At 72.2% G+C, this 20527-nt stretch carries 20 protein-coding genes and 3 tRNA genes; 14 read left to right on the top strand and 9 right to left on the bottom strand.

Annotated features, from left to right (window positions below):
• Window positions 1-5 precede the first annotated feature (5 nt).
• Entirely contained in the window at window positions 6-1919 is a 1914-nt protein-coding gene (locus K8U61_RS14665; protein ID WP_224123779.1) for a flavin-containing monooxygenase, read from the bottom strand.
• A 65-nt stretch (window positions 1920-1984) separates the two neighbouring features.
• Between K8U61_RS14665 and K8U61_RS14660 the strand changes: the two genes are divergently transcribed.
• From K8U61_RS14660 to K8U61_RS14650, 3 genes are read left to right on the top strand one after another with little or no spacing between them, the layout of a single operon-like run.
• On the top strand, window positions 1985-3013 hold the full coding sequence (locus K8U61_RS14660) for an alcohol dehydrogenase catalytic domain-containing protein (RefSeq protein WP_224123778.1): 1029 nt from the start codon (window positions 1985-1987) through the stop codon (window positions 3011-3013).
• Window positions 3014-3026: 13 nt separating this feature from the next.
• Complete coding sequence (locus K8U61_RS14655) at window positions 3027-4712, top strand: DUF3556 domain-containing protein (RefSeq protein WP_224123777.1); 1686 nt, start codon at window positions 3027-3029, stop codon at window positions 4710-4712.
• The gene (locus K8U61_RS14650) at window positions 4709-6157 is read left to right on the top strand and encodes a phytoene desaturase family protein (protein WP_224123776.1); all 1449 of its coding nucleotides are present in this window, start codon (window positions 4709-4711) and stop codon (window positions 6155-6157) included. The genes K8U61_RS14655 and K8U61_RS14650 overlap by 4 nt, the downstream gene beginning before the upstream one ends.
• Here the strand turns inward: K8U61_RS14650 and K8U61_RS14645 are convergent.
• Window positions 6132-6692, bottom strand: coding sequence for a TetR/AcrR family transcriptional regulator (locus K8U61_RS14645; protein ID WP_224123775.1), 561 nt, complete (start codon window positions 6690-6692; stop codon window positions 6132-6134). The two genes, K8U61_RS14650 and K8U61_RS14645, sit on opposite strands and share 26 nt — an antisense overlap.
• A gap of 97 nt (window positions 6693-6789) precedes the next feature.
• Here K8U61_RS14645 and K8U61_RS14640 point away from each other — a divergent pair, with 97 nt between their 5' ends.
• Both K8U61_RS14640 and K8U61_RS14635 read left to right on the top strand, forming a co-directional pair.
• A complete protein-coding gene (locus K8U61_RS14640; protein ID WP_224123774.1) occupies window positions 6790-7614 on the top strand; it encodes a phosphatase PAP2 family protein in 825 nt (274 codons plus the stop codon).
• The gene (locus K8U61_RS14635) at window positions 7533-7907 is read left to right on the top strand and encodes a DUF4267 domain-containing protein (protein WP_224123773.1); all 375 of its coding nucleotides are present in this window, start codon (window positions 7533-7535) and stop codon (window positions 7905-7907) included. The genes K8U61_RS14640 and K8U61_RS14635 overlap by 82 nt, the downstream gene beginning before the upstream one ends.
• A gap of 96 nt (window positions 7908-8003) precedes the next feature.
• Here the strand turns inward: K8U61_RS14635 and K8U61_RS14630 are convergent, their stop codons facing one another.
• Window positions 8004-9836 carry a phosphoenolpyruvate carboxykinase (GTP) gene (locus tag K8U61_RS14630; RefSeq protein ID WP_224123772.1) on the bottom strand — a complete coding sequence of 611 codons (1833 nt, stop codon included), beginning with the start codon at window positions 9834-9836 and terminating at the stop codon, window positions 8004-8006.
• A 237-nt stretch (window positions 9837-10073) separates the two neighbouring features.
• Between K8U61_RS14630 and K8U61_RS14625 the strand changes: the two genes are divergently transcribed.
• A complete protein-coding gene (locus K8U61_RS14625) occupies window positions 10074-10583 on the top strand; it encodes an Ig-like domain-containing domain (RefSeq protein ID WP_224123771.1) in 510 nt (169 codons plus the stop codon).
• A 20-nt stretch (window positions 10584-10603) separates the two neighbouring features.
• Here the strand turns inward: K8U61_RS14625 and K8U61_RS14620 are convergent.
• Window positions 10604-10676 (bottom strand) — tRNA-Arg (locus tag K8U61_RS14620).
• Between the two features lie 37 nt (window positions 10677-10713).
• Between K8U61_RS14620 and K8U61_RS14615 the strand changes: the two genes are divergently transcribed.
• The 3 genes from K8U61_RS14615 to K8U61_RS14605 all read left to right on the top strand — a co-directional run bounded on the left by K8U61_RS14615 (window position 10714) and on the right by K8U61_RS14605 (window position 14503).
• Window positions 10714-11289, top strand: coding sequence for a hypothetical protein (locus tag K8U61_RS14615; RefSeq protein ID WP_224123770.1), 576 nt, complete (start codon window positions 10714-10716; stop codon window positions 11287-11289).
• 234 nt (window positions 11290-11523) lie between these two features.
• Window positions 11524-13356: a phosphoenolpyruvate carboxykinase (GTP) gene (locus K8U61_RS14610; protein WP_224123769.1), complete on the top strand. Its 1833-nt coding sequence runs from the start codon at window positions 11524-11526 to the stop codon at window positions 13354-13356.
• Between the two features lie 196 nt (window positions 13357-13552).
• Complete coding sequence (locus tag K8U61_RS14605; RefSeq protein WP_224123768.1) at window positions 13553-14503, top strand: phospholipase D-like domain-containing protein; 951 nt, start codon at window positions 13553-13555, stop codon at window positions 14501-14503.
• A 470-nt stretch (window positions 14504-14973) separates the two neighbouring features.
• Here the strand turns inward: K8U61_RS14605 and K8U61_RS14600 are convergent.
• Window positions 14974-15067 (bottom strand) — tRNA-Ser (locus K8U61_RS14600).
• Between the two features lie 63 nt (window positions 15068-15130).
• Window positions 15131-15619 (bottom strand): hypothetical protein, encoded by a 489-nt coding sequence (locus tag K8U61_RS14595; RefSeq protein WP_224123767.1) that lies wholly within the window; start codon window positions 15617-15619, stop codon window positions 15131-15133.
• Between the two features lie 108 nt (window positions 15620-15727).
• Between K8U61_RS14595 and K8U61_RS14590 the strand changes: the two genes are divergently transcribed.
• On the top strand, window positions 15728-16108 hold the full coding sequence (locus K8U61_RS14590) for a hypothetical protein (RefSeq protein WP_224123766.1): 381 nt from the start codon (window positions 15728-15730) through the stop codon (window positions 16106-16108).
• A 54-nt stretch (window positions 16109-16162) separates the two neighbouring features.
• Window positions 16163-16247: transfer RNA gene (locus K8U61_RS14585), tRNA-Ser, on the top strand.
• Window positions 16248-16413: 166 nt separating this feature from the next.
• Here K8U61_RS14585 and K8U61_RS14580 read toward each other — a convergent pair.
• The 3 genes from K8U61_RS14580 to K8U61_RS14570 are packed head-to-tail and all read right to left on the bottom strand — an operon-like array spanning window position 16414 to window position 18542.
• The gene (locus K8U61_RS14580; RefSeq protein ID WP_224123765.1) at window positions 16414-16644 is read right to left on the bottom strand and encodes a biotin/lipoyl-binding carrier protein; all 231 of its coding nucleotides are present in this window, start codon (window positions 16642-16644) and stop codon (window positions 16414-16416) included.
• Window positions 16645-16704: 60 nt separating this feature from the next.
• Window positions 16705-17766 carry a hypothetical protein gene (locus tag K8U61_RS14575; RefSeq protein WP_224123764.1) on the bottom strand — a complete coding sequence of 354 codons (1062 nt, stop codon included), beginning with the start codon at window positions 17764-17766 and terminating at the stop codon, window positions 16705-16707.
• Between the two features lie 11 nt (window positions 17767-17777).
• Complete coding sequence (locus tag K8U61_RS14570; RefSeq protein WP_224123763.1) at window positions 17778-18542, bottom strand: carbon-nitrogen hydrolase family protein; 765 nt, start codon at window positions 18540-18542, stop codon at window positions 17778-17780.
• Window positions 18543-18560: 18 nt separating this feature from the next.
• On the opposite strand from K8U61_RS14570, the gene mobA reads away from it, so the two are divergent.
• Genes mobA through K8U61_RS14555 form a run of 3 tightly spaced genes read left to right on the top strand, consistent with a single transcriptional unit; the run spans window position 18561 to window position 20504 of the window.
• Entirely contained in the window at window positions 18561-19115 is a 555-nt protein-coding gene (gene mobA / locus K8U61_RS14565; protein WP_224123762.1) for a molybdenum cofactor guanylyltransferase, read from the top strand.
• 56 nt (window positions 19116-19171) lie between these two features.
• Window positions 19172-19498: a DUF6457 domain-containing protein gene (locus tag K8U61_RS14560; protein ID WP_224123761.1), complete on the top strand. Its 327-nt coding sequence runs from the start codon at window positions 19172-19174 to the stop codon at window positions 19496-19498.
• Window positions 19499-19526: 28 nt separating this feature from the next.
• A complete protein-coding gene (locus K8U61_RS14555; RefSeq protein ID WP_224123760.1) occupies window positions 19527-20504 on the top strand; it encodes an NAD(P)H-quinone oxidoreductase in 978 nt (325 codons plus the stop codon).
• Window positions 20505-20527 lie beyond the last annotated feature (23 nt).

The raw sequence follows: 20527 nt of genomic DNA, 5'->3' as shown, positions 1-20527 counted from the left end.
GGTCCTCATGCGAGCACGTGGTCGGCCGGGTCGGCCTCGCGGGTCCAGGCCCAGTAGTCGACGAGCCGGAACGGGTTGAGGATGTGCACCTCGCCGTCGGCGTTCTTGTAGAAGTTGTGCTCGATGTGCGGCGAGGCCCAGACCATCGTGCGCACCTCGTCCTGGACGCGCTGGTACCACTCGTCGTACGCCGCCTGCGTCGGCTCGATCGTCTGCTTGCCGGACGTCGCGAGCATGGTCAGGCAGCTCATCGCGTAGGCGACCTCGCACTCGCTGGCGAGGATGATGCTGCCGCCGCTGGCGAGGTTGGTGCTCGGTCCGTAGAGCAGGAAGAGGTTGGGGAAGCCGGCGACCGTGACCCCCAGGTGGGCGCGGGGCCGGGTGCCCCACGACTCGCGGAGGTCGACGCCGTCGCGGCCGACGACCCGCAGCGGCAGCAGGAGGTCGTTGACGTGGAAGCCGGTCGCCCACACGACGACGTCAGCGGGGTGCTTCGTGCCGTCGGTGTCGACGACCCCGTCGACCTCGAGCCGGTCGACGCCGGCGCGGACCAGCTCGACGTTGTCGCGGGTCAGGCAGCGCAGCCAGCTGCCGTTGTCCTGCAGGGTGCGCTTGCCGGTGGGCGGGTACGGCGGCACCACCTTCGCCACGAGCTCCGGGTCGTGGTCGACCTGGCTGGTGATCCACTCGGTGAACATGACCCGGACCATCTCGTTGATCTCGCTGACCGACTGGTGCTGCGGCTCCCAGTCGGGGTCGACCTTGGCGGCGAGCAGGCCGGTGTCGCAGCCGGGGAAGAAGATGAGGAAGCGGAACCAGCGGCCGTAGAACGGCAGGTGCCGGATCGCCCAGCCAACGCCGGGCCCGGTCTCGTCGTGGTAGCCGGGGTTGGGGAACATCCACTGCGCGGTCCGCTGGATGACGGTCAGACTGCGCACCCGGTCGGCGATCGTCGGCGCGACCTGGAAGCCGGTGGCGCCGGCGCCGACCATGACCACGTCCTTGCCGTCGAGGTCGACGTCGTGGTCCCAGCGGGCGGTGTGGAAGGACGGCCCGTCGAAGCTGCCGGGGACGTCCGGGACCGACGGCCGGTTGAGCTGGCCGACGGCGCAGACGACCGCACGGGCGACCAGGTCCTCGGCGCCCTCGAGGTGCACGGTCCACGTGGCGGTGGTCTCGTCCCACGTGGCCCCGGTGGCCTCGGTGGAGAAGCGCACGTGGCGGCGTACGTCGTGCTTGTCCATCACCCGCTCGAAGTACGCCGCGAGCTCGGGCTGGCGCGCGAAGAACTCGGTCCAGTGGTCGGCCGGCTCGAAGCTGTAGCAGTAGAAGTGGCTGCCGACGTCGACGCGCGCACCCGGGTAGGTGTTCTCGAACCAGGTACCACCGGGGCCGGCGTTCTTCTCGACCACGACGTAGGGGAAGCCGGCCTCCTGGAGTCGGATCGCGGCGAGCAGGCCGGACATGCCGCAGCCGATCACGACGACGGGGTAGTCGGCGGCGCCGGAGGTCGCCTCGACCGCGCGCTGGTCGCGGCCGTCGAGGCCCATCTCCTCGAGCATCATCGGCACGTAGTCGGCGCCGACGTCCTCGCAGGCAGCCCAGTCCATCATCTGCTCGAGCATCGCCGGCGGCACCGGGTCGGGCTCCGGGCAGCCGCGGTCGCGCCACCGGGCGATCACGCCGAGGGCGAGCTCGCGCGCGGCCGCCTGGTCCTCCGCCGACATGAAGCCCTGGTACTCGTTGAGGTAGATCCCCTGCGGCCGCAGCGGGCCGTCGAGGATCGCGCGGCGCTCCTCCTCGGTCTCGCCGAGGTGGACGCACGAGAGCAGCAGGGCCGGGACGGAGAGGTCCTCGAGGTGGCGGGCGATCACGGCGTCGCTCAGCTCGAACGGCTCGCCGGCGTGGGGGTTGCGCACGGCCGCACCCTACGGACGTAGTAGACACTTTACAAGATCTGTCTACAGGTCTACGTTGCAGCGCCATGCGCAGTGTGATCGTCCACGGACCCGGCCAGGTCGGCGTCGACACCGTCCCCGATCCCGTGCTGCCCGGCCCCGACGGCGCGATCGTCGCCGTCGGGTCAGCCGCGATCTGCGGCTCGGATCTGCACTTCTACGACGGCGACCTGCCGCTCTTCCCGGTGGCCGTCGGCCACGAGGTGGTGGGCACGGTGGTCGAGGTCGGCCCCGACGTACGGCGCACGCGGCCGGGCGACCGCGTGCTCGTCGCGTCGGTCGCGGGCTGCGGCCACTGCGTCGGCTGCGCGAGCGGCGACCCCGTGACCTGCCTGTCCGGCGGCAAGGTCTTCGGCGCCGGCGAGCTCGGCGGCGGGCAGAGCGACCTCCTCGCCGTGCCGGCCGCCGACTTCCAGCTGCTGCCGCTGCCCGAGGCGATCGACGACGAGGCGGCGCTGCTGCTGACCGACAACCTCGGCACCGGCTGGGCCGGCGCCCAGCGCGCGGACATCCCGCCCGGCGGCACGGTCGTGGTGCTCGGGCTCGGCGCGGTCGGGCTGTGCGCGGTCCGTTCCGCACTGCTGCTGGGGGCCGGCCAGGTGCTCGCCGTCGACCCGGTCGCGGGGCGGCGCGAGCGCGCCGCGGCGTCGGGCGCGACCCCGGTCGACGGACCGACCGTCGAGGCGGTCCTCGAGGCGACCGGCGGCCGCGGCGCCGACGCCGTCATCGACGCGGTCGCCACCAACGGCTCGATGGACGACGCGTTCGCCGCCGTACGGGCCGGCGGCACGATCTCGGTGATCGGCATCCACGACCTCGAGCCCTACCCGCTCCCGCTGCTGATGGGCGTCTTCCGCAGCATCACGCTGCGGATGACCACCGCGCCCGTCCACCGCAGCTGGACCGACCTGGTCCCCCTGGTGCAGCACGGCCGCCTCGACACCTCGGGGATCTTCACCCACGCCTTCGACCTCGACGACGCCGCGGCGGCGTACGCGGCGGTCGCCGCGCGCAGCGCCGACTGCGTCAAGGTCCGGCTCCGCGTCTCGGACTGAGGAGACACCTGTCATGGGCTTCATCCAGCCGAACCTCCCGGTCGTCGACCACGACACCTGGGACGACCAGCCGCTGCAGGAGAAGATCCGGCCGATGGCGCGGCACTTCGCCGAGCACGGCTTCGGGTCCCCCGACGTGCTGGTCGTCGTCTACGCCCTCAAGATCGTCGCGTACGTCGCGGTCGGCTGGGGCGTGGTGATGACGACCCCGGGCATCGACGGCGCCGTCGACGTCACGACCTGGTGGGACGACCCGGCCGTCTTCTACAAGTTCGTGCTCTGGACGATGCTCTTCGAGGTGCTCGGGCTCGGCTGCGGCTTCGGCCCGCTGAACCTGCGCTTCAGCCCGCCGATGGGCTCCTTCCTCTACTGGCTCCGGCCCGGCACGATCCGGCTCGCGCCCTGGCCGCGCCGGGTGCCGCTGACCGGCGGCGACACCCGGACCGTCGTCGACGTGGTCCTCTACGCCGCGCTGCTCGTCGGCCTGGTCGTCGCGATGTGGGGCGCACTGCCACGCTGGCAGGTCGCCGTGGTGATCGGCGTGCTCGCGGTGCTCGGGCTGCGCGACAAGGTGATCTTCCTGGCCGCCCGCTCGGAGGTCTACGGCGCGCTGTCGATCACCTACCTCTTCGTCGCCGGCGACCAGGTCATCGCCGCGAAGCTCGTGATGATGGCGATCTGGTGGGGCGCGGCGACGTCCAAGATCAACCTGCACTTCCCCTTCGTCATGCAGACGATGCAGAGCAACAGCCCGGTCTGGCGCTCGACCCGGATCAAGCGCCGCTTCCACCGCGGCTTCCCCGACGACCTGCGCCCGTCGCGGCTGTCGGGGGCGGTCGCGCACGTCGCGACGGTCGTCGAGTTCGGCGTCCCGCTGGTGCTCTTCCTCAGCGGCGGCGGCTGGCTGACCACGGTCGCGGCGGTCGCGATGATCGCCTTCCACCTCGGGATCATCAGCAGCCTGCCGATGGGCGTGCCGCTGGAGTGGAACGTCTTCATGATGATCGGCGTCGTCACGCTCTTCGTCGGCCAGGCGGAGCTCGGCCTCACCGACCTCGAGCACCCGCTGCCGGTCATCGCCCTCATGGTCGTGGTCGTGGGGACCGTGGTGTGGGGCAACCTGCGGCCCGACAAGTTCTCCTTCCTGCCGGCGATGCGCTACTACGCCGGCAACTGGGGCTCGTCGGTGTGGTGCTTCCGCGGCGACGCCCTCGACCGGCTGGACGCGGGCGTGGTCAAGGCCTCGCAGATGCCGCACCAGCAGCTGGAGAAGCTCTACGGCAGCATGCAGGAGGCGATGGTCCCGCTGACGCTGGGCTACTGCTTCCGCTGCTTCCACCCGCAGGGGCGGGCGCTCTACACGCTGGTGCCGCGGGTCTGCGACCCGGCGTACGACGACTACCTCGCCCTCGACGGCGAGCTGGTCGCCGGGACGGTGCTCGGGTGGAACTTCGGCGACGGCCACTTCCACGACGAGCAGCTCGCGGCAGCGCTGCAGAGGCGCTGCCAGTTCGAGCCCGGCACCGTCCGCGTGGTGTTCCTGGAGTCGCAGCCCTTCCACCGGTGGATCCAGGAGTACCGCCTCTTCGACGTCGCGACCGGCGAGATCGAGCGCGGCTACGTCAAGGTCGCGGAGCTCGCGGACCGGCAGCCGACCGACCACGACGTCCCGCTCTACGTGACATCCTCGGGGTCGTGAGCTCCGGGGTGGCCAGTCGGGACGCGGTCGTCGTCGGCTCCGGCCCCAACGGGCTCGCGGCCGCGGTCGCGCTGGCCCGCGCCGGCGTCCGGGTGACGGTGCTGGAGCAGGCGGCGACGATCGGCGGCGGCACCCGCACCGAGGAGCTCACCGTCCCGGGACTGCTCCACGACGTGTGCTCCGCCGTGCACCCCTTCGGCCTCGCCTCGCCCTTCCTCGCCACGCTCCCGCTCGACGAGCACGGCCTCGTGTGGCGGTGGCCCGAGGTCGACCTGGCGCACCCGCTCGACGACGGGTCGGCCGCCGTGATGGTCCGCGACCTCGACGCGACCTGTGCGGGCCTCGGGATCGACGGACCCGCCTGGCGGCGCACCTTCGCGCCGCTGGCCGCGCGCTTCCCGGAGCTCGCCGGCGACGTGCTCGGGCCGGTGCTGCGCTGGCCGGGCCACCCGCTGCTGATGGCGCGCTTCGGACTCGGCGCCGGCCTGCCCGCCTCGGTGTTCGTCCGTCGCTTCCGCACGCCCGCGGCCCGCGCCCTCTTCGCCGGCTCGGCCGCCCACGTCTACCGCCCGCTGTCCGGTCCCGCCACGGCATCGGTCGGGCTGATGCTCAACGCCGCCGGCCACGCGGTGGGCTGGCCGGTCGCCGAGGGCGGGTCCGCGGCCATCACCCGCGCGCTGGCCTCGCTGCTGACCTCGCTCGGCGGCACCATCGAGACCGGTCACCCGGTCCGGTCGCGGGCCGACCTGCCGCCCGCGTCGCTGGTCCTCCTCGACACCGGGCCGCAGGCGGCGGCCGAGATCCTGGGCGACGAGCTGCCCCGGCGTACGGCGCGGGCCTATCGACGGTGGCGCTACGGACCCGGCGCCTACAAGCTCGACCTCGCCGTCCGCGGCGGCGTGCCGTGGACCGCCGAGCCCGCGCGCCGGGCCGGGACCGTCCACGTCGGCGGCACGTTCGAGGAGATCGCCGCGGCCGAGGCGGAGGTGAAGCGGGGACGGATGCCCGAGCGGCCCTTCCTGCTCGTCGCCCAGCAGTCGCTGGCCGACCCGACCCGCGCCGTGGACGACCTGCACCCGGTCTGGGCCTACGCGCACGTCCCCGCGGCGTACGCCGGCGACGCGACCGGGGCGGTGCTCGACCAGATCGAGCGGTTCGCCCCGGGGCTGCGGTCGCGGATCGTCGCGACCTCGGTGCACACCCCGCTCGACTACGCGGCCGAGAACCCCAACTACGTCGGGGGCGACATCGCCGGCGGTGCCAACGACCCGCTCCAGCTGGTCGGCCGGCCGCGGCTGCTCGGCGACCCCTACGCGACCGGTGCGCCCGGCGTCTACCTGTGCTCGTCGGCGACGCCGCCGGGCGCGGGCGTGCACGGGATGTCCGGCTATCACGCGGCGACGCGCGCGCTGGCCTGGCTCAGCTCGCAGGGCTCCCGGGGCTGAGCAGTCGCTCGCTGATCCCGCCGAGGGTGGTGGCGAGCTCCTCGGGGGTCGGCCGGTCGGGGCCGGGGTCCTGGCGGAGCCAGGCGCGCACGGCACCGAGGAAGCCGGCGGCGGCGTACCGGAGCACGACCGGGTCGGCGTCGGGCACCTTGTCGGCGAGCCGGTCGGAGAACCAGCTCTCGACGGCGTCCCGCGAGCCCATCATCCCGCTGCTGCTGCCGATGGTGCGCCGCCAGGCGGGCCGCTCCCCGTCGAGCTCGGTGAGGAAGCGGGTGAGCAGCTCGCGCGCCGCGTCGGGGCCGCAGAGGTCGGTCGGCAGCCCCGAGCGCAGCTCGGCGAAGCGGCGCTCGATGCCGGCGACGGCGACCTCGTCGAGGGTCGCGAAGTACTGGTAGAAGGTCGGCCGGCTCACGCCCGCCTCGGCGCACAGCGATGAGATCGAGATGTCGCCCGGGTCAGTGGAACCGAGGAGGGCCTGCAGTGCCTCGACGAGCTGGGCCCGGCTCCGCGGGGAACGGGTATCTGACGCGGTCATCGGGCCTCCTCTCCACGGTGCGTCCAGGCTCACACCTTCGCCTGTCGGGGACCTGTGGCACAATCTTACAGTTGTAAAGAATCGAGGAGGGGCGACGATGGCGACGAGCACGGTGACCCGGGTGACGGCTCAGGTCGCACCCCGCCGTACCCACCTCCCGGCGGGCGCCTGGGAGCTCGCCCAGGTCCTCGGCGCCTTCCTCCTCTACAACCTCGGGCGGATGCTCGCGACCCACGAGCTGGGCCGCGCCGACGCGCACGCGAGCGACGTGCTCGACGTCGAGCGGTGGCTGCGGCTGCCGGCCGAGGCGACCCTCCAGACCTGGGCGCTCGGCCACGACTGGCTGGTCGAGGTGGCCAACCGCTACTACGTCGCGGTCCACTTCCCGCTGACCATCGCGGTGCTGGTCTGGCTCTACCGCTACCGCCGGCCGGCCTACCACTGGGCCAAGCGGGCGCTCCTGCTCGCCACCGGCGTCGCGCTGGTGGTCACGGTGCTGCTGCCGGTGACCCCGCCGCGGCTGATGTCGTCGCTCGGCATGGTCGACACCGGCCACGCCGGGGGGATCTCGATCTACCAGGCGCCGGTGCTCGGCAGCATGTCGAACGAGTACGCCGCGATGCCGAGCCTGCACGTCGGCTGGGCCCTGCTGGTCGCGATCGTGCTCGTCTCCGCCTGCCGGACCCGGTGGCGCTGGCTGTGGTTCGCGCACCCGGCGATGACGGTCTTCGTGGTCGTCAGCACCGCCAACCACTACTGGCTCGACGGCATCGCCGGCTCGGTGCTCGTGCTCGCCGCGCTCTGGCTGACGCGGGGCTCGGCGACCTCTAGTCTCCGGGCATGGCGAACCTCGACCGCGCCGGACTCCTCGCCGGCTCCATCCGGCTCGCGTCCGGAGTCTCGTTCCTCGTCTCCCCGCTGAAGGCCAACCGCTTCTGGGGCGACCGGTCCGACCCGGACCCGACGACCCGGCTGCTGCTGAGGTCGATGGGCTACCGCGACGCCCTCATCGGCGGGGCACTGGTCGTGACCTCGATCCGCGGCCGCGACACCCGGCGCTGGTTCCTCGCCTCCGGCGGCGCCGACGCGGCCGACCTGCTGGGCGGCCTGGCCGTCCACGACCAGATGTCGGCGTCGCAGCGGGCGATCGGCCTGGGCGGTGCCGTCGTCGGCATCGGCGTCGGGCTCTGGGGCGCCGTACGGCCGCGCCGCTGAGCGGACTTCTCAGGCGACCCTGGCACTTCTCAGGCGTTGCATCGGCCGAGAGGTGCAGCATTCACCGGTGCACCGGTGAATGCCGCACCTCGGCGATCAGGCGTCGGCGTCGAGCGCGGCGGAGACGCGGCGGTGCGCCTCCCAGATCTCCTCGGGGAGCCGGTCGAACTGCTTGAGGTGGGCCTCGCGGAAGGTCATCTCCTGCTGCCAGCGCTCGCGGTCGATGGTGAGGATGATGTCGAGGTCCTCGGGCGTGATCTCCACGCCGTCGAGCTCGAGCTCCTCCTTCGTCGGCAGCACGCCGACCGGGGTCTGCCGGCCGGTGACCTCGGCGTCCTTGTAGCGGCACAGCCACAGCAGCGCGCGCAGGTTGTCGCGGTAGCCGGGCCAGCGGAAGTGGCCGTCCTCGCCCCGCTGAAACCAGTTGACGTGCGCGAAGATCGGACCGTCGGTCGCGGCGCCGATGATCTTCAGCCAGTGGGCGGCGTAGTCGCCCTCGGCGTAGGCCATGAAGGGACGCATCGACATCGGGTCGTAGCGCAGCTGACCGTCCACGCCCTCGGCGGCGAAGGTCGCCTCGGCGCCGAGCGTCAGGCCGTCGTAGACGCCCTCGGCCAGGTCGGTGATCGCGCGGACCAGCGGCTCGCGGTCACTCGTGCGGCCGCCGAAGATGATCGCGTCGACCGGGACGCCCTTCGGGTCCTCGAAGTCGGCGGCGACGTTGGGCACGTTGGCGAGCGTCGTGGTGAAGCGGCTGTTGGGATGGGCCCACGGGGAGGTGTCGCCCTCCTCGCGCTCCGAGATGAGCTCGCCCTTCCAGTCCTGCCAGCCGGTGACGTCCTCGGGCGGGTTCTTCGTCTTCCCCTCCCACCAGACCTCCTCGGTCTGCGGGTTGTAGGCGACGTTGGTGAAGATGACGCCCGAGCCGTCGCCGATCGAGTCGAGCGCGGTCGGGTTGGTCTTCTCGTTGGTGTCCTTGGCGACGCCGAAGACGCCGAACTCCGGATTCATCGCGTAGACGCGACCGTCGTCGCCGACCCACAGCCAGGCGATGTCGTCGCCGTAGAAGTCGACGCGGTAGCGGTCGCCGAGGGCGTCCGGCGCCAGCGTCATCGCGAGGTTGGTCTTGCCCGAAGCACTCGGGAAGCCGCCGGCGACGTGCCAGCGCTTGCCGGTCTCCTTGTCGGTGATGCCGAGCAGCATGAACTGCTCGGCCAGGAAGATCCCGGACTCGCGGCCGTCGTAGCAGGCCTGCCGCAGGCCGTGGGCGATCTTGCCGAGCAGCGCGTTGCCGCCGTACGACGACCCGTAGTGCAGGATCGTCCGGTCGTCGGCGACGGTCGCGAAGTAGCGCTGGTCGTCCGGCGTGCCCTGACCGAGGTTCGGCAGGTCGCCGGTGACGTGGACCGCGCGGACGAAGCTGTCCGGGTCCTCGAGGTCGTTGAGGTAGTCCACGCCGACCCGCGACATCCGGATCATGTGCAGCACGACCGGTCGGCAGTCGGTGAGCTCCACGCCCGCGGCGTACGCCTCGAGCGGCGAGCCCGGAGGCGCCATCAGGTAGGGGATGACGTACATCGTCTTGCCGGCCGAGGCGCCGCGCATCCGCTCGGTGAGCAGCTCGGTCATCTCGGCGGCGGGCTTCCAGTTGTTGTAGACGCCCTTGTCGTCCTCGCGGCTGGTCGCGACCACGGTCCGCTCCTCCGAGCGGGCGGTGTCCTTGAAGTAGCTGCGCGAGTAGTAGCGCCCCTCGCCCGCCGGCAGGAGCTCGCCTGCCGCGACGGCCTCCTTCAGCAGGCGTTCGTCATCCGCGGCGCTCACGACCTCGATCCGGTCGGGCTGCGTGACGGCCGCCCACTGGGCGACGTACTCCCGCACACGCGGGTTCTGCAGTCCTGCCTCGTCCAACGCCTTCTCGACATCGACCATGCTGACGCAACCTCTCGGATCCCTCGACGGTGTGGGCACGGTACCCAAGATCGTCCGGGGTGCGGACCCGAGGTAGGGCCGATGTGCCCTAAATCCCAGTCCTGCTTGGGCTTTCGTCCTTCGAGGGCCTAAGTAGCGCGGGCTGCGGGCCCGTCCTCGGCCTCGCCCTGGGCGGCGCATCGGCCGTCCTGAACGGGTCCCCGCCAGGCCGGCCGGGTCGACCTCAACATCGGCGCGATGCGCATCGCCACCCACGGCTACAACCGGGGTGTGATCGACGTCGCGAGCCACCTGGACGTGGGCGGAAGCCTGGACAACCGCGGGAGGATCCGGGTCGCGCAGGGCGTGCCCGTGCCCGACGACATCACCGGTCGACCGCCCGTGGTGACGGCGTACGACGAGGCGCCCGCGCTCGCGTCGTCGTACCCGCGGGACGGCGCGGTCGACGTCCTCCCGGACTCGACGATCCTCCTGACCTTCTCCGAGCCGGCGACGGCCATCCGCAACTGGTACTCGGTCACCCTGGCCGACACGGCCGCGACGCAGGTCCCGGTCCGCACCTGCCGACGAGGGCCGCGCACCTACGCCATCGACCCGCTCGGGCCCCTGCCCGCGGGGACCGAGGTCACCGTGCGACTGGCGCCGGGGCTGGTCCTCGACCAGGACCCGATCGACCCACCCGGCGCGATGAGCGAGTACTTCCCGTTCGTCCGTGAAATCGAACGAAGCCGCAGGTCAGCGGGCTGACCTGCGGCTTCATCGTGCTGCGCGCCTGTAGGGATTCGAACCCCAAACCTTCTGATCCGTAGTCAGATGCTCTATCCGTTGAGCTACAGGCGCATGCCGCCCTCGCGAGCGACTGGAAGAGAATAGCCGAATGGGTCGACGTTGCCGAAATCAGCGCCGGACGCTGGTCGCGGGCCTCACGGTCGCGGCCGGACTCGCCCTGACCGGGTGCTCCGGCGGCTCCACGGAGCCCGACGCCGGACCGAGCAGCGTCGCCGCCTTCCCGGAGGTCCCGACCATGGACGAGCCGCTCGACCTCGAGCTGCAGCCCGCGCTGCGGATCTCCTTCGACGGCGACTGCAGCCAGATCCGGGACATGGTCGCGTTGTGCTCGGCGGACGACCAGGACGCCTTCCGGCCGCTCGGCACCGCGCAGGCGGTCACCGCCGACGAGGTGACGACGGCGCCGGCCGAGGGCCACACCGCGTGGACGACGACGGTGCGGTTCGCCCGGAATGACCGCGCCGCCGTACGCAGCGCGCGCGACACGGCGGCCGGCTTCGGCGGAGTCGTGGTGGCGGTGGTCCACGGCCACCTGCTCGCGACCTTCGCGCCCCTCGACATCGACCCCGGAACCGCGCACGTCTTAGGTCTCGAAAGGGCCGAAGCCTGGTCGATCGTGGACGCATTCATCGACGCTCAGAACGGCTCAAAACAAGGGATGTGACGCTCAGCACGACGCGTTGATCGATCCAATGTGCCGCTGTCAGGCTGCCGGGTACTGTCGCCACATTCCAGATCCGGAGCGGCAGGTCCGGGCCCCTCTGGGACGGCTCCACCAGTCGCCGACAACGACGCCGAGCGAACCACCACTACTCCACGACACACCGTCGATGCGCTCGACGGCCGGCGACGCCCACTCCACCCTGGGCGGCCGCGAATCGCGAGAGGGACGCAAGCCATGACCGCCACCGCAGATCCGATCACCCCTTCCACACTCTCCGGGCCGACCACCCACCGGGGCATCCTCGACTTCGTCGCCGAGGTCGCCGAGCTGACGCAGCCGGACCGGATCCAGTGGTGCACCGGCTCCGACGAGGAGTGGACCGAGCTCACCGACGCGCTGGTGTCGACCGGGACCTTCACCCGGCTCAACCCGGCCATCAAGCCCAACTCCTTCTACGCCGCCAGCGACCCGATCGACGTCGCGCGCGTGGAGGACCGCACCTACATCTGCTCCGTCGACGAGCGCGACGCGGGTCCGACCAACAACTGGATGGACCCCGAGACGATGAAGACCACGATGCGCGGGCTGTACGCCGGCTGCATGCGTGGTCGCACGATGTACGTCATCCCCTTCGTGATGGGTCACCTCGAGGCCGAGAAGCCGATGTTCGGCATCGAGCTCACCGACTCGGCGTACGTCACCGCCTCGATGCGCGTGATGGCCCGCATGGGCACCGCGGTCCTCGACCGGATGACCGAGCTGGATGCGGACTTCGTGCCGTGCATCCACTCCGTCGGCCACCCGCTCGAGCCGGGCCAGGCGGACGTCGCGTGGCCGTGCAACGACACGAAGTACATCGTGCAGTTCCCCGAGGAGCGCGCGATCTGGTCCTTCGGCTCCGGCTACGGCGGCAACGCGCTGCTCGGCAAGAAGTGCTACGCGCTCCGCATCGCCTCGGTGATGGCCCGCGACGAGGGCTGGCTCGCCGAGCACATGCTCATCCTCAAGCTCACCTCGCCGCAGGGCGTCGTGAAGTACATCGCCGCCGCCTTCCCGTCGGCGTGCGGCAAGACCAACCTCGCCATGCTCAAGCCGACCATCCCGGGCTGGAAGGTCGAGTCGATCGGTGACGACATCGCCTGGATGCGGATCGGCGACGACGGCCGGCTGTGGGCGGTGAACCCGGAGTACGGCTTCTTCGGCGTGGCTCCCGGCACCAACGAGCACACCAACCCGCACGCGATGGCGACCATCAACAAGGGCAACTCGGTCTTCACCAACGTCGCGCTCACCCCGGACGGCGACATCTGGTGGGAGGGTCTCGAGAACCCGCCGGCCACGGCGACGTCCTGGAAGGGCGAGGAGTGGACCCCCGAGTCGGACTTCGACTCGAGCCACCCCAACAGCCGCTACTGCACCCCCATCAAGCAGTGCGACATCCTCGCGCCCGAGTTCGACGACCCGCGCGGCGTGCCGATCGACGCGATCCTCTTCGGCGGCCGCCGCAAGACGACCGTGCCGCTGGTCTTCGAGGCCCGCGACTGGACGCACGGCACGTTCCTCGGCGCGACCCTCTCCTCGGAGACGACCGCCGCTGCGGTCGGCGCGGTCGGCGTGGTGCGCCGCGACCCGATGGCGATGCTGCCCTTCATCGGCTACAACGCCGGTGACTACTTCGGCCACTGGATCAACGTCGGCAAGGACAACGACGCCGCCAAGCTGCCGAAGATCTTCTACGTCAACTGGTTCCGTCGCGACGACGAGGGCGGCTTCCTGTGGCCGGGCTTCGGCGAGAACAGCCGCGTGCTCAAGTGGGTCGTCGAGCGCATCGACGGCCAGGCCGCCGCGGTCGAGACCCCGATCGGCCACGTCCCGGCACCGGGCTCGCTGGACATCGACGGCCTCGACATGACCGACGAGGCGCTCGCCGCCGCGCTGCACGTCGACGCCGAGGAGTGGCGGGCCGAGCTGCCGCAGATCCAGGAGTGGTTCGAGAAGTTCGGCGACGACCTGCCGGCCGTGCTCTGGACCGAGCTCGACGGCCTGCGCTCCCGCCTGGGCGGCTGACCGCCCGTCGTACCCCTGCTCGACCCCACGACGCCCCCGGTCCATGAGACCGGGGGCGTCGTTGTGTGCCCTGTGGAATCATCGGGACCGGGGAAAGGGCACGGGGGTGAACTGACCAGGAGGGGATGTGGGGACGCAGGACCCCAGTGACCGAGTGCTCTTCGAGTCCGCTGGCACAGCGCTCTACGAGGAGATCGTGAGCTCGGGCGGGATCGTCGCCGGCGATCCGCGGATCGTCGCCGACGGTGAGCTGCACCCCGCATTCGAACAGCTCCGCGAGATGGGACTCATCCGGCTCGACGCCGAGCGGGACACCTGGGTCGCCGAGGACCCGAGCCTGGTGCACACCCGCGTCGTGGCGCCGCTGACGCAGCAGGGCGCCGATCTCCTGCAGGAGTCGGCGCGCTGGACGTCGGCCTTCGCCGCACTGGGCCAGGCGTGGCGTCGCGCGCCGAGGACCACCGAAGGGGGTCCGTTCCGCTACCTGCATGGCGGCGAGACGATCAACTCCTTCCTCCAGGGAACCGTGCCGGAGGCGGAGCACGAGGTGCTGACCGCCCAGCCACAGGCTGCCCGGGGAGGCGGCGCGGTCATGTCGCACGTGCTCGACGGCGAGCGCGCCCTGCTCGAGCGGGGGGTGCGGATCCTCACCCTCTACCAGCACAGCGCCCGGAGAGCCTCCGCGACGCGCGAGTACGTCGCCGCCGTCACCCAGCTCGGTGCCGAGGTGCGCACGCAGGACGAGTTCTTCAACCGGATGATCGTCGTGGACCGCCGCACCGCCGTCATCCCGTCACCTGACGACATGCAGACGGCGCTCGCCGTCAGCGAGCCGACGATCGTGGCCTACCTGGTCGACGTGTTCATGCGCTCGTGGGAGCGGGCCCGCCCCTTCACGAGCCAGGAGGCCTCGGTGGTCAAGGGCATCGCCGACGAGCAGCGGGCGATGACGATGCGGATGCTGATCGAGGGGCACTCCGACCCGGTCTCGGCGAAGCGGCTCGGGGTCAGCCCGCGCACGTACGCCGGCTACGTGGCCGACCTGAAGGACGAGTTCGACGCCGAGACACGCTTCCAGCTGGGCTACTCACTCGGGCGCCTAGGCCAAGGCGCCGACGGTGTGGACGACGGCCCCGAGGACTCCTGAGAACGATCGAGGGCAGTAGTCCTCGGACTACTGCCCTCGATCGGGTGAGGCGGGCTGTGGGGGTGAGCCTCGGAGCCAGCGAAGGTGGGGGGTGTGTGCGGGCTCCCGCCTCGAGCAATGGGCCGCGTCAGCGGCGGGTGACGGTCTGCCAGCTGTAGTCGGCGTGCGCCGGGGCCGAGATGCCGAGCAGGCCGACGCTGAGGGCCGCAGAAGCGACCACGAACGCGATCTTGCGCGCAATGTTCATGTTGATGTCCCACCTCTGAGTGATCGGGCCCCACGGATGGCCCGGTGACACGATTCTCCGGGATCTGCGGGTGTGGGCATCACGGATCGCTGCCTCAGATAAGTGCAATGCAACTTCCTGCAATCTCCTGCAGGGTGCGCGAAGGTGCAGCCCGAGACAATCCTCGGAGGACCCTACACGGACTCAGCCCCCGTGGCGCTCAGGCACCACGGGGGCTGATCACTGGCGGAGGCGGAGGGATTTGAACCCTCGATGGGGTTGTAGCCCCAAACCCGCTTAGCAGGCGGGCGCCATAGACCGGACTAGGCGACGCCTCCCGACAGCCAGGACAGGCTACAAGGACCGGCGGCCGGCGTACCAATCAGGGGCGCACCGGCGGGTCAGGAGAGCGGTCGCAGGCCCTGGCCGTGCTGGAGGTGGCGCTGCAGGTCGCGCACGAACTCCTCCCGGTCGGCCGCGAGGAGCGTCACCGGGATGGTGGTGGCCCGCTCGCCGGCGAGCTTGAGGACGACCACCGGCAGCCCGGCCGGGGTGGTCGTGGTGACCGCCTCGACCACGTCGCGCCAGCCCGCCTCCGGTACGCCGGCCCCGCGGGCCAGGAGTCCCAGGCGGACCCGGTAGGTCTCGGCGCCGAGGTGGACGACGGAGAGCCGGGTCAGCACGCCGGCCGCCCCGATCACCCCCGCCACCCCCAGCACGACGACGGCCACGAGGACCGCGGTCGCGAGGCCGGCCACGGCGACCAGCAGGGTCGCGACCACGACCAGCGCGGCCAGCAGCACCAGCAGCCCCCCGAGCACCCGCACGACGACACCCGCGGCGAGCCGGTAGTCGGAGTCTGCGGGCGGCGGTACGGACGAGGAGGCCACGGAGTGATTGAACAAGACACCGGATTGGGGTCCGACGGCGGGTTGTGGTGGGACGCCGCCGGGGTGACACTCGAAGTCCCCACCGCACCGGACCGCCGGGAGGTCGCCATGACCGTCACCACCATCGGCCTGGCTCACGCGGTCCAGGGCCTCGAGCAGGTGCTCCGCTCGTTCCGACCGGACGCGAACCCCAACTCCTGGCGCTGGCAGGTCCGCCAGCAGATGGCCGGGCTCCGCGACGCGCTCATCGCCGAGACCGGCACCGGCGCGGACGGCTGGACCGCGGCCCGCGAGATCGGTGCCCTCCGTGAGCGCAACGCCCTGCTCGCCCGGCTCAGCGCCCTCGGCACCGAGGTGCTGGAGCGCGCCGATGTCGCCGCGCTCCGCGACGACCTCCGGCGACTGGTCGACGACGTACGCCGCCACATGCAGCGCCTCCACGACCTCGCCTACGACCAGGTCGAGCTGGAGCTGGGCGGCTCGGAGTAGAGGTCCGCGGCCGCTCTCCTAGACTCATCACTGCCCCGGACCGCGTCCGGGCTCGGAGGGGTGCCGGAGTGGCCGATCGGAACCGCCTTGAAAGCGGTCGTGGGGAGACCCACCGCGGGTTCGAATCCCGCCCCCTCTGCTCCAGTGTCCTGAATCAAAAGCTCGTGTGCGCTTCGCGCACACATCGCACGCACCTCGCAGCGTTGCCGTCGCTCGCCGGACGACCGGGTAGAGCTTCGCTCCGGCGCCTTGCGATGCACACACGCTGAGCACGCGCAGTGCGCATGAACTTCCGACTCAGGACACTAGCTCGTCAGCTCCACCAGCACGTCGCCCTCCTGGACGACGTCGCCGGGGGCGACCTTGACCGCCCGGACCGTGCCCGGCTCCTCGACGAGGACCGGGATCTCCATCTTCATCGACTCCAGCAGCACCACGGTGTCGCCCGCCTCGACGCGGTCCCCGGGGCCGACCGCCACGGTCATCACGTTGGCGACCATCTCGGCCACGATCTCGGTCACCTGTTCGCGGGGCATGGTGCGAACCTAGCCGTTACCGCGCGGTACCCGGGCACCGGCCACGACGTCGCGGAGCGGTCACAGGAGCGCGCGGGTCCGCGACGGCTCCGGTCGTACGGCGGACGCCTCCTCGGCACGCCGGCCGCGGCTGCCGCGCGGGGCGGTCAGCGCCAGGTCGACGCGGACCACCACGAAGCCGATCAGCAGGCCCACGACCATGCCGTAGGCCACCGAGAGGGCGCTCTCGGTGAGGGTGATCGCCGGGTTGACCAGCGCCGTGGCGGCGGGGGCGGTCGCGGCCACGCCGAACGCGCACACCCACCAGCCCTGGCGCCGTCGGGCGCGCATGTGGGTGCCCCAGGCGAGCGCGGGGACGCCGAGGACGGTCTCGATCGGCCGCGGGAAGGCACCGAGGTGGTCCCGGCTCCAGCGCACGCCGTCGAGCAGGCTGGAGACCAGTCCCGGGGTGCCGTAGCGACGCAGCGCCTCGGCGTACACCAGCGTGAGGGCCAGGACGAGGGTGCCGAGCAGCACGATGACCACGCCGCGTCGGCCGAGGCCGTGCAGGCCGGCGCCCAGCCGGTAGACGAGGGCGAAGGTGCCGGCGAAGGCCATGCCGAGCACGACGTACTCGAAGCGGGCGACGGTGGCCACGGGCTCGAAGCCGACGGTCGCGAAGGCGCCGCCCGCGGCGATCGCCAGCGCGACCACCACCTCGCGGACCGCCTGGACGTAGCGGACCGCCGGGGTCGTGGCCATCACCGCGAAGACGGCGGACACGACGCTGGTCAGCACGGCGGCGCCGGTGCGCAGCGATTCCTCGTCGCTGATCACGGCGGTCAGGCCGAGCACGAGGGCGAGCACCCCGACCACGACGGGTCGGCCTCCGGTGCGCACCGCGAGGGCCCAGGCGTACGCCGTCGCCACCGTGACCGCACCGGCGGAGCAGAGCCAGGTCGGGCCGGTCTCGGCGACGCACGAGCCGAGGGCGCCCAGCCCGGCGGCGACGACGACCAGCCAGATCACCGCCGGCCAGCGCGACCGGGCGAAGCCGGCCCCGCGCGTGGAGGTCCGTGGCGGGCGCGCCGGCCGCGGCGTCGTGGCGCGCTCGGCACGACGACGGGGGGCGGCTCGGGACACGGCAGGTCAGGTTACAGACGGCGGTTGGCCAGCGACGGATTGGTCCGGCGGGCCCGCTCCAGCACCGTGTGGTCGAGCACAGCGGTGAGCACCTCCGGCCCGTCGCCGCACTCGGCGAGCACGTCGCCGAGCGGGTCCACGACCAGCGAGTGGCCGGTGTAGCGGGGGGCGGGCTGGCCCGCCGCGACGACGTACACGGTGTTCTCGATGGCGCGGGCGCGCACCAGGGTGCGCCAGTGGTCGACCTTCCGGTCGCCCGCGACCCAGGCGGCGGGCACCACGATCGCCTCGGCGCCGCGGTCGACCAGCGCGCGGGCGAGCTCGGGGAAGCGGAGGTCGTAGCAGGTCATCAGCCCGAGGGTGAACCCCCCGACCTCGACGACGACCGGCTCCGTCGGGCCGGCGGTCAGCCGGTCGGACTCGCGGTAGCCGAAGGAGTCGTAGAGGTGGATCTTGCGGTACGCCGCGTCCGCGGCCCCGCGCACCACGAGCGTGTTGAACGGCCGGCCGGGGTCCTCCCCGGGCTCGAACATCCCGGCCACGACGGTCGTCGCGTGCTCGGCCGCGGCGGCCGCGACCTCGTGGGCGAAGGGGCCGTCGAGCGGCTCGGCGTACGCGCTCACGTCGGAGCCGGCCTCACCGAAGTCGCGGGCGAAGGCCTCCGGGAAGACGACCAGGTCGGCGCCGTCCGGGGTGAGCTCCGCGAGCAGCCGGCGGTTGGCCTCGGGCTCGAGGCCGGAGGCCTGCTGGACGACGGCGACGCGGAGCGAGGTCACGGTGCGAGACTGCCACACGTGGACTTCTCCGGGATCGTGCTGGCCGGAGGTCGCGCCGTCCGGATGGACGGGGCGGACAAGGCATCGGTCGAGTACCTCGGCCGCACCCTCCTCGAGCACGCGATCGACGCGCTCGTCGACGCGGGCGAGGTGGTGGTCGTCGGCGACCCGGTGCGCACCACCCGGCCGGTGACGTTCACCCGCGAGAACCCCCGGTACGGCGGGCCGGTCGCCGCCCTCCTCACCGGGCTCGACGCCCTCGAGCGGCCTCCCGAGCTGGTCGCCGTCGTCGCCGTGGACATGCCCCGGCTGACCCATGCGACGGTGCGCCGGCTGCGCGAGGCGGCGGACGACGACGCCGTCGACGGGGCCGCGCTCGTGGGTCCCGACGGTCGGCGGCAGCTCGCGCTGGTGCTGCGGACCGGCCGGCTCGACGCCGTACGCCCCGGGCACGAGGAGCAGCACGGCATGGCGCTGCACCGGCTCCTGGCCGGCCTCCACCTGGCCGAGGTCGCGGCCGAGGGCGCCGAGGCGCGCGACGTCGACAGCTGGGCGGACCTGCGCGACCTGTGACCCGGCTCCCGAAAGGGTCTTGCGACACGCCGAGGATTCCGGGGAATCTGGACAGCGTGAACCTCCACGACTGGATCGACGAGCTGAGCGACGTCCTCGATGTCGACGCCGAGGTCGACGAGGCACTCGTGCTGGACCTGGCGCGGGTGGCCGCCCACAACGTGGCGCGGCCGGCGGCGCCGATCACGGCGTACCTCCTCGGCGTCGCGGCCGGTGCGGCCGCCGCGGACGCCGAGCAGGTCGAGGCCCTCGCCGCCCGTGCCCAACGGCTGGCGGAGTCCTGGGACCGCCCGGCGGGTGCCCCCGACCCGGACGACGTCGACGACGACGTCCCGGACGACTCGACCGTCGACCACACGAACGACGAGTACGTCGAGAGCTGAGCTACCGGCCCTCTCTAGGCTGGCGGTCATGCGCGCCGTGATCGCCGCCGAGCCCGGTGGCCCCGAGGTCCTGTCCGTGGGCGAGCTGCCCGACCCGACGCCCGCACCCGGCGAGGTCGTCCTCCGGGTCGCGGCCGCCGGCCTCAACCGCGCCGACCTGCTGCAGCGGCAGGGCTTCTACCCGCCGCCACCCGGCGCCTCGGACGTGATCGGGATGGAGTGCAGCGGCACGGTCGCCGCCGTCGGCGAGGGCGTGGACGGCTGGTCGGTGGGCGACGAGGCCTGCGCCCTGCTGGCCGGGGGCGGGTACGCCGAGCAGGTCGCCGTACCGGCCGGTCAGCTGATGCCGGTGCCGGCCGGCGTCGACCTGGTCACCGCGGCGGCGCTGCCGGAGGTGGCCGCGACGGTGTGGTCGAACGTCTTCATGGTCGCCGGCCTCAAGCCGCAGGAGACCGTCCTGGTGCACGGCGGGGCGGGCGGCATCGGGTCCTTCGCGATCCAGCTGGCCCACCAGCTCGGTGCCCGGGTGGCGACGACGGCCGGCACGCCCGACAAGCTCGCCGCGTGTGCGGCGCTCGGCGCGGACATCACCATCGACTACCACGAGCAGGACTTCGTCGAGGTGCTCCGCGAGGCGACCGACGGCCACGGCGCCGACGTCATCCTCGACAACATGGGGGCGAAGTACCTCCAGCGCAACGTCGACGCCCTGGCCACCGAGGGGCGCCTGGTCATCATCGGGATGCAGGGCGGTACCCGCGGGGAGCTCGACATCAACGCGCTGCTGCGCAAGCGCGGCGCCGTGATCGCGACCAACCTGCGCGGTCGCCCGACCGAGGAGAAGTCGGCGATCTGCGCGTCGGTCGTCGAGCACGTCTGGCCGCTGGTCACCGAGGGTCTGGTCCAGCCGGTGGTGCACGGCACCTTCCCGCTGGCGGAGGCGGCCGCGGCCCACGCGCTGATGGAGTCCGGCGACCACAGCGGCAAGATCCTGCTCACGCTCTGACCCCATCCGGTGCCGGATACCGT

The organism is Nocardioides mangrovi (assembly GCF_020073815.1).
In the GTDB taxonomy this organism is placed as follows: Bacteria; Actinomycetota; Actinomycetes; order Propionibacteriales; family Nocardioidaceae; genus Nocardioides; species Nocardioides mangrovi.
This window is presented reverse-complemented; position numbering and strand designations above follow the sequence as displayed.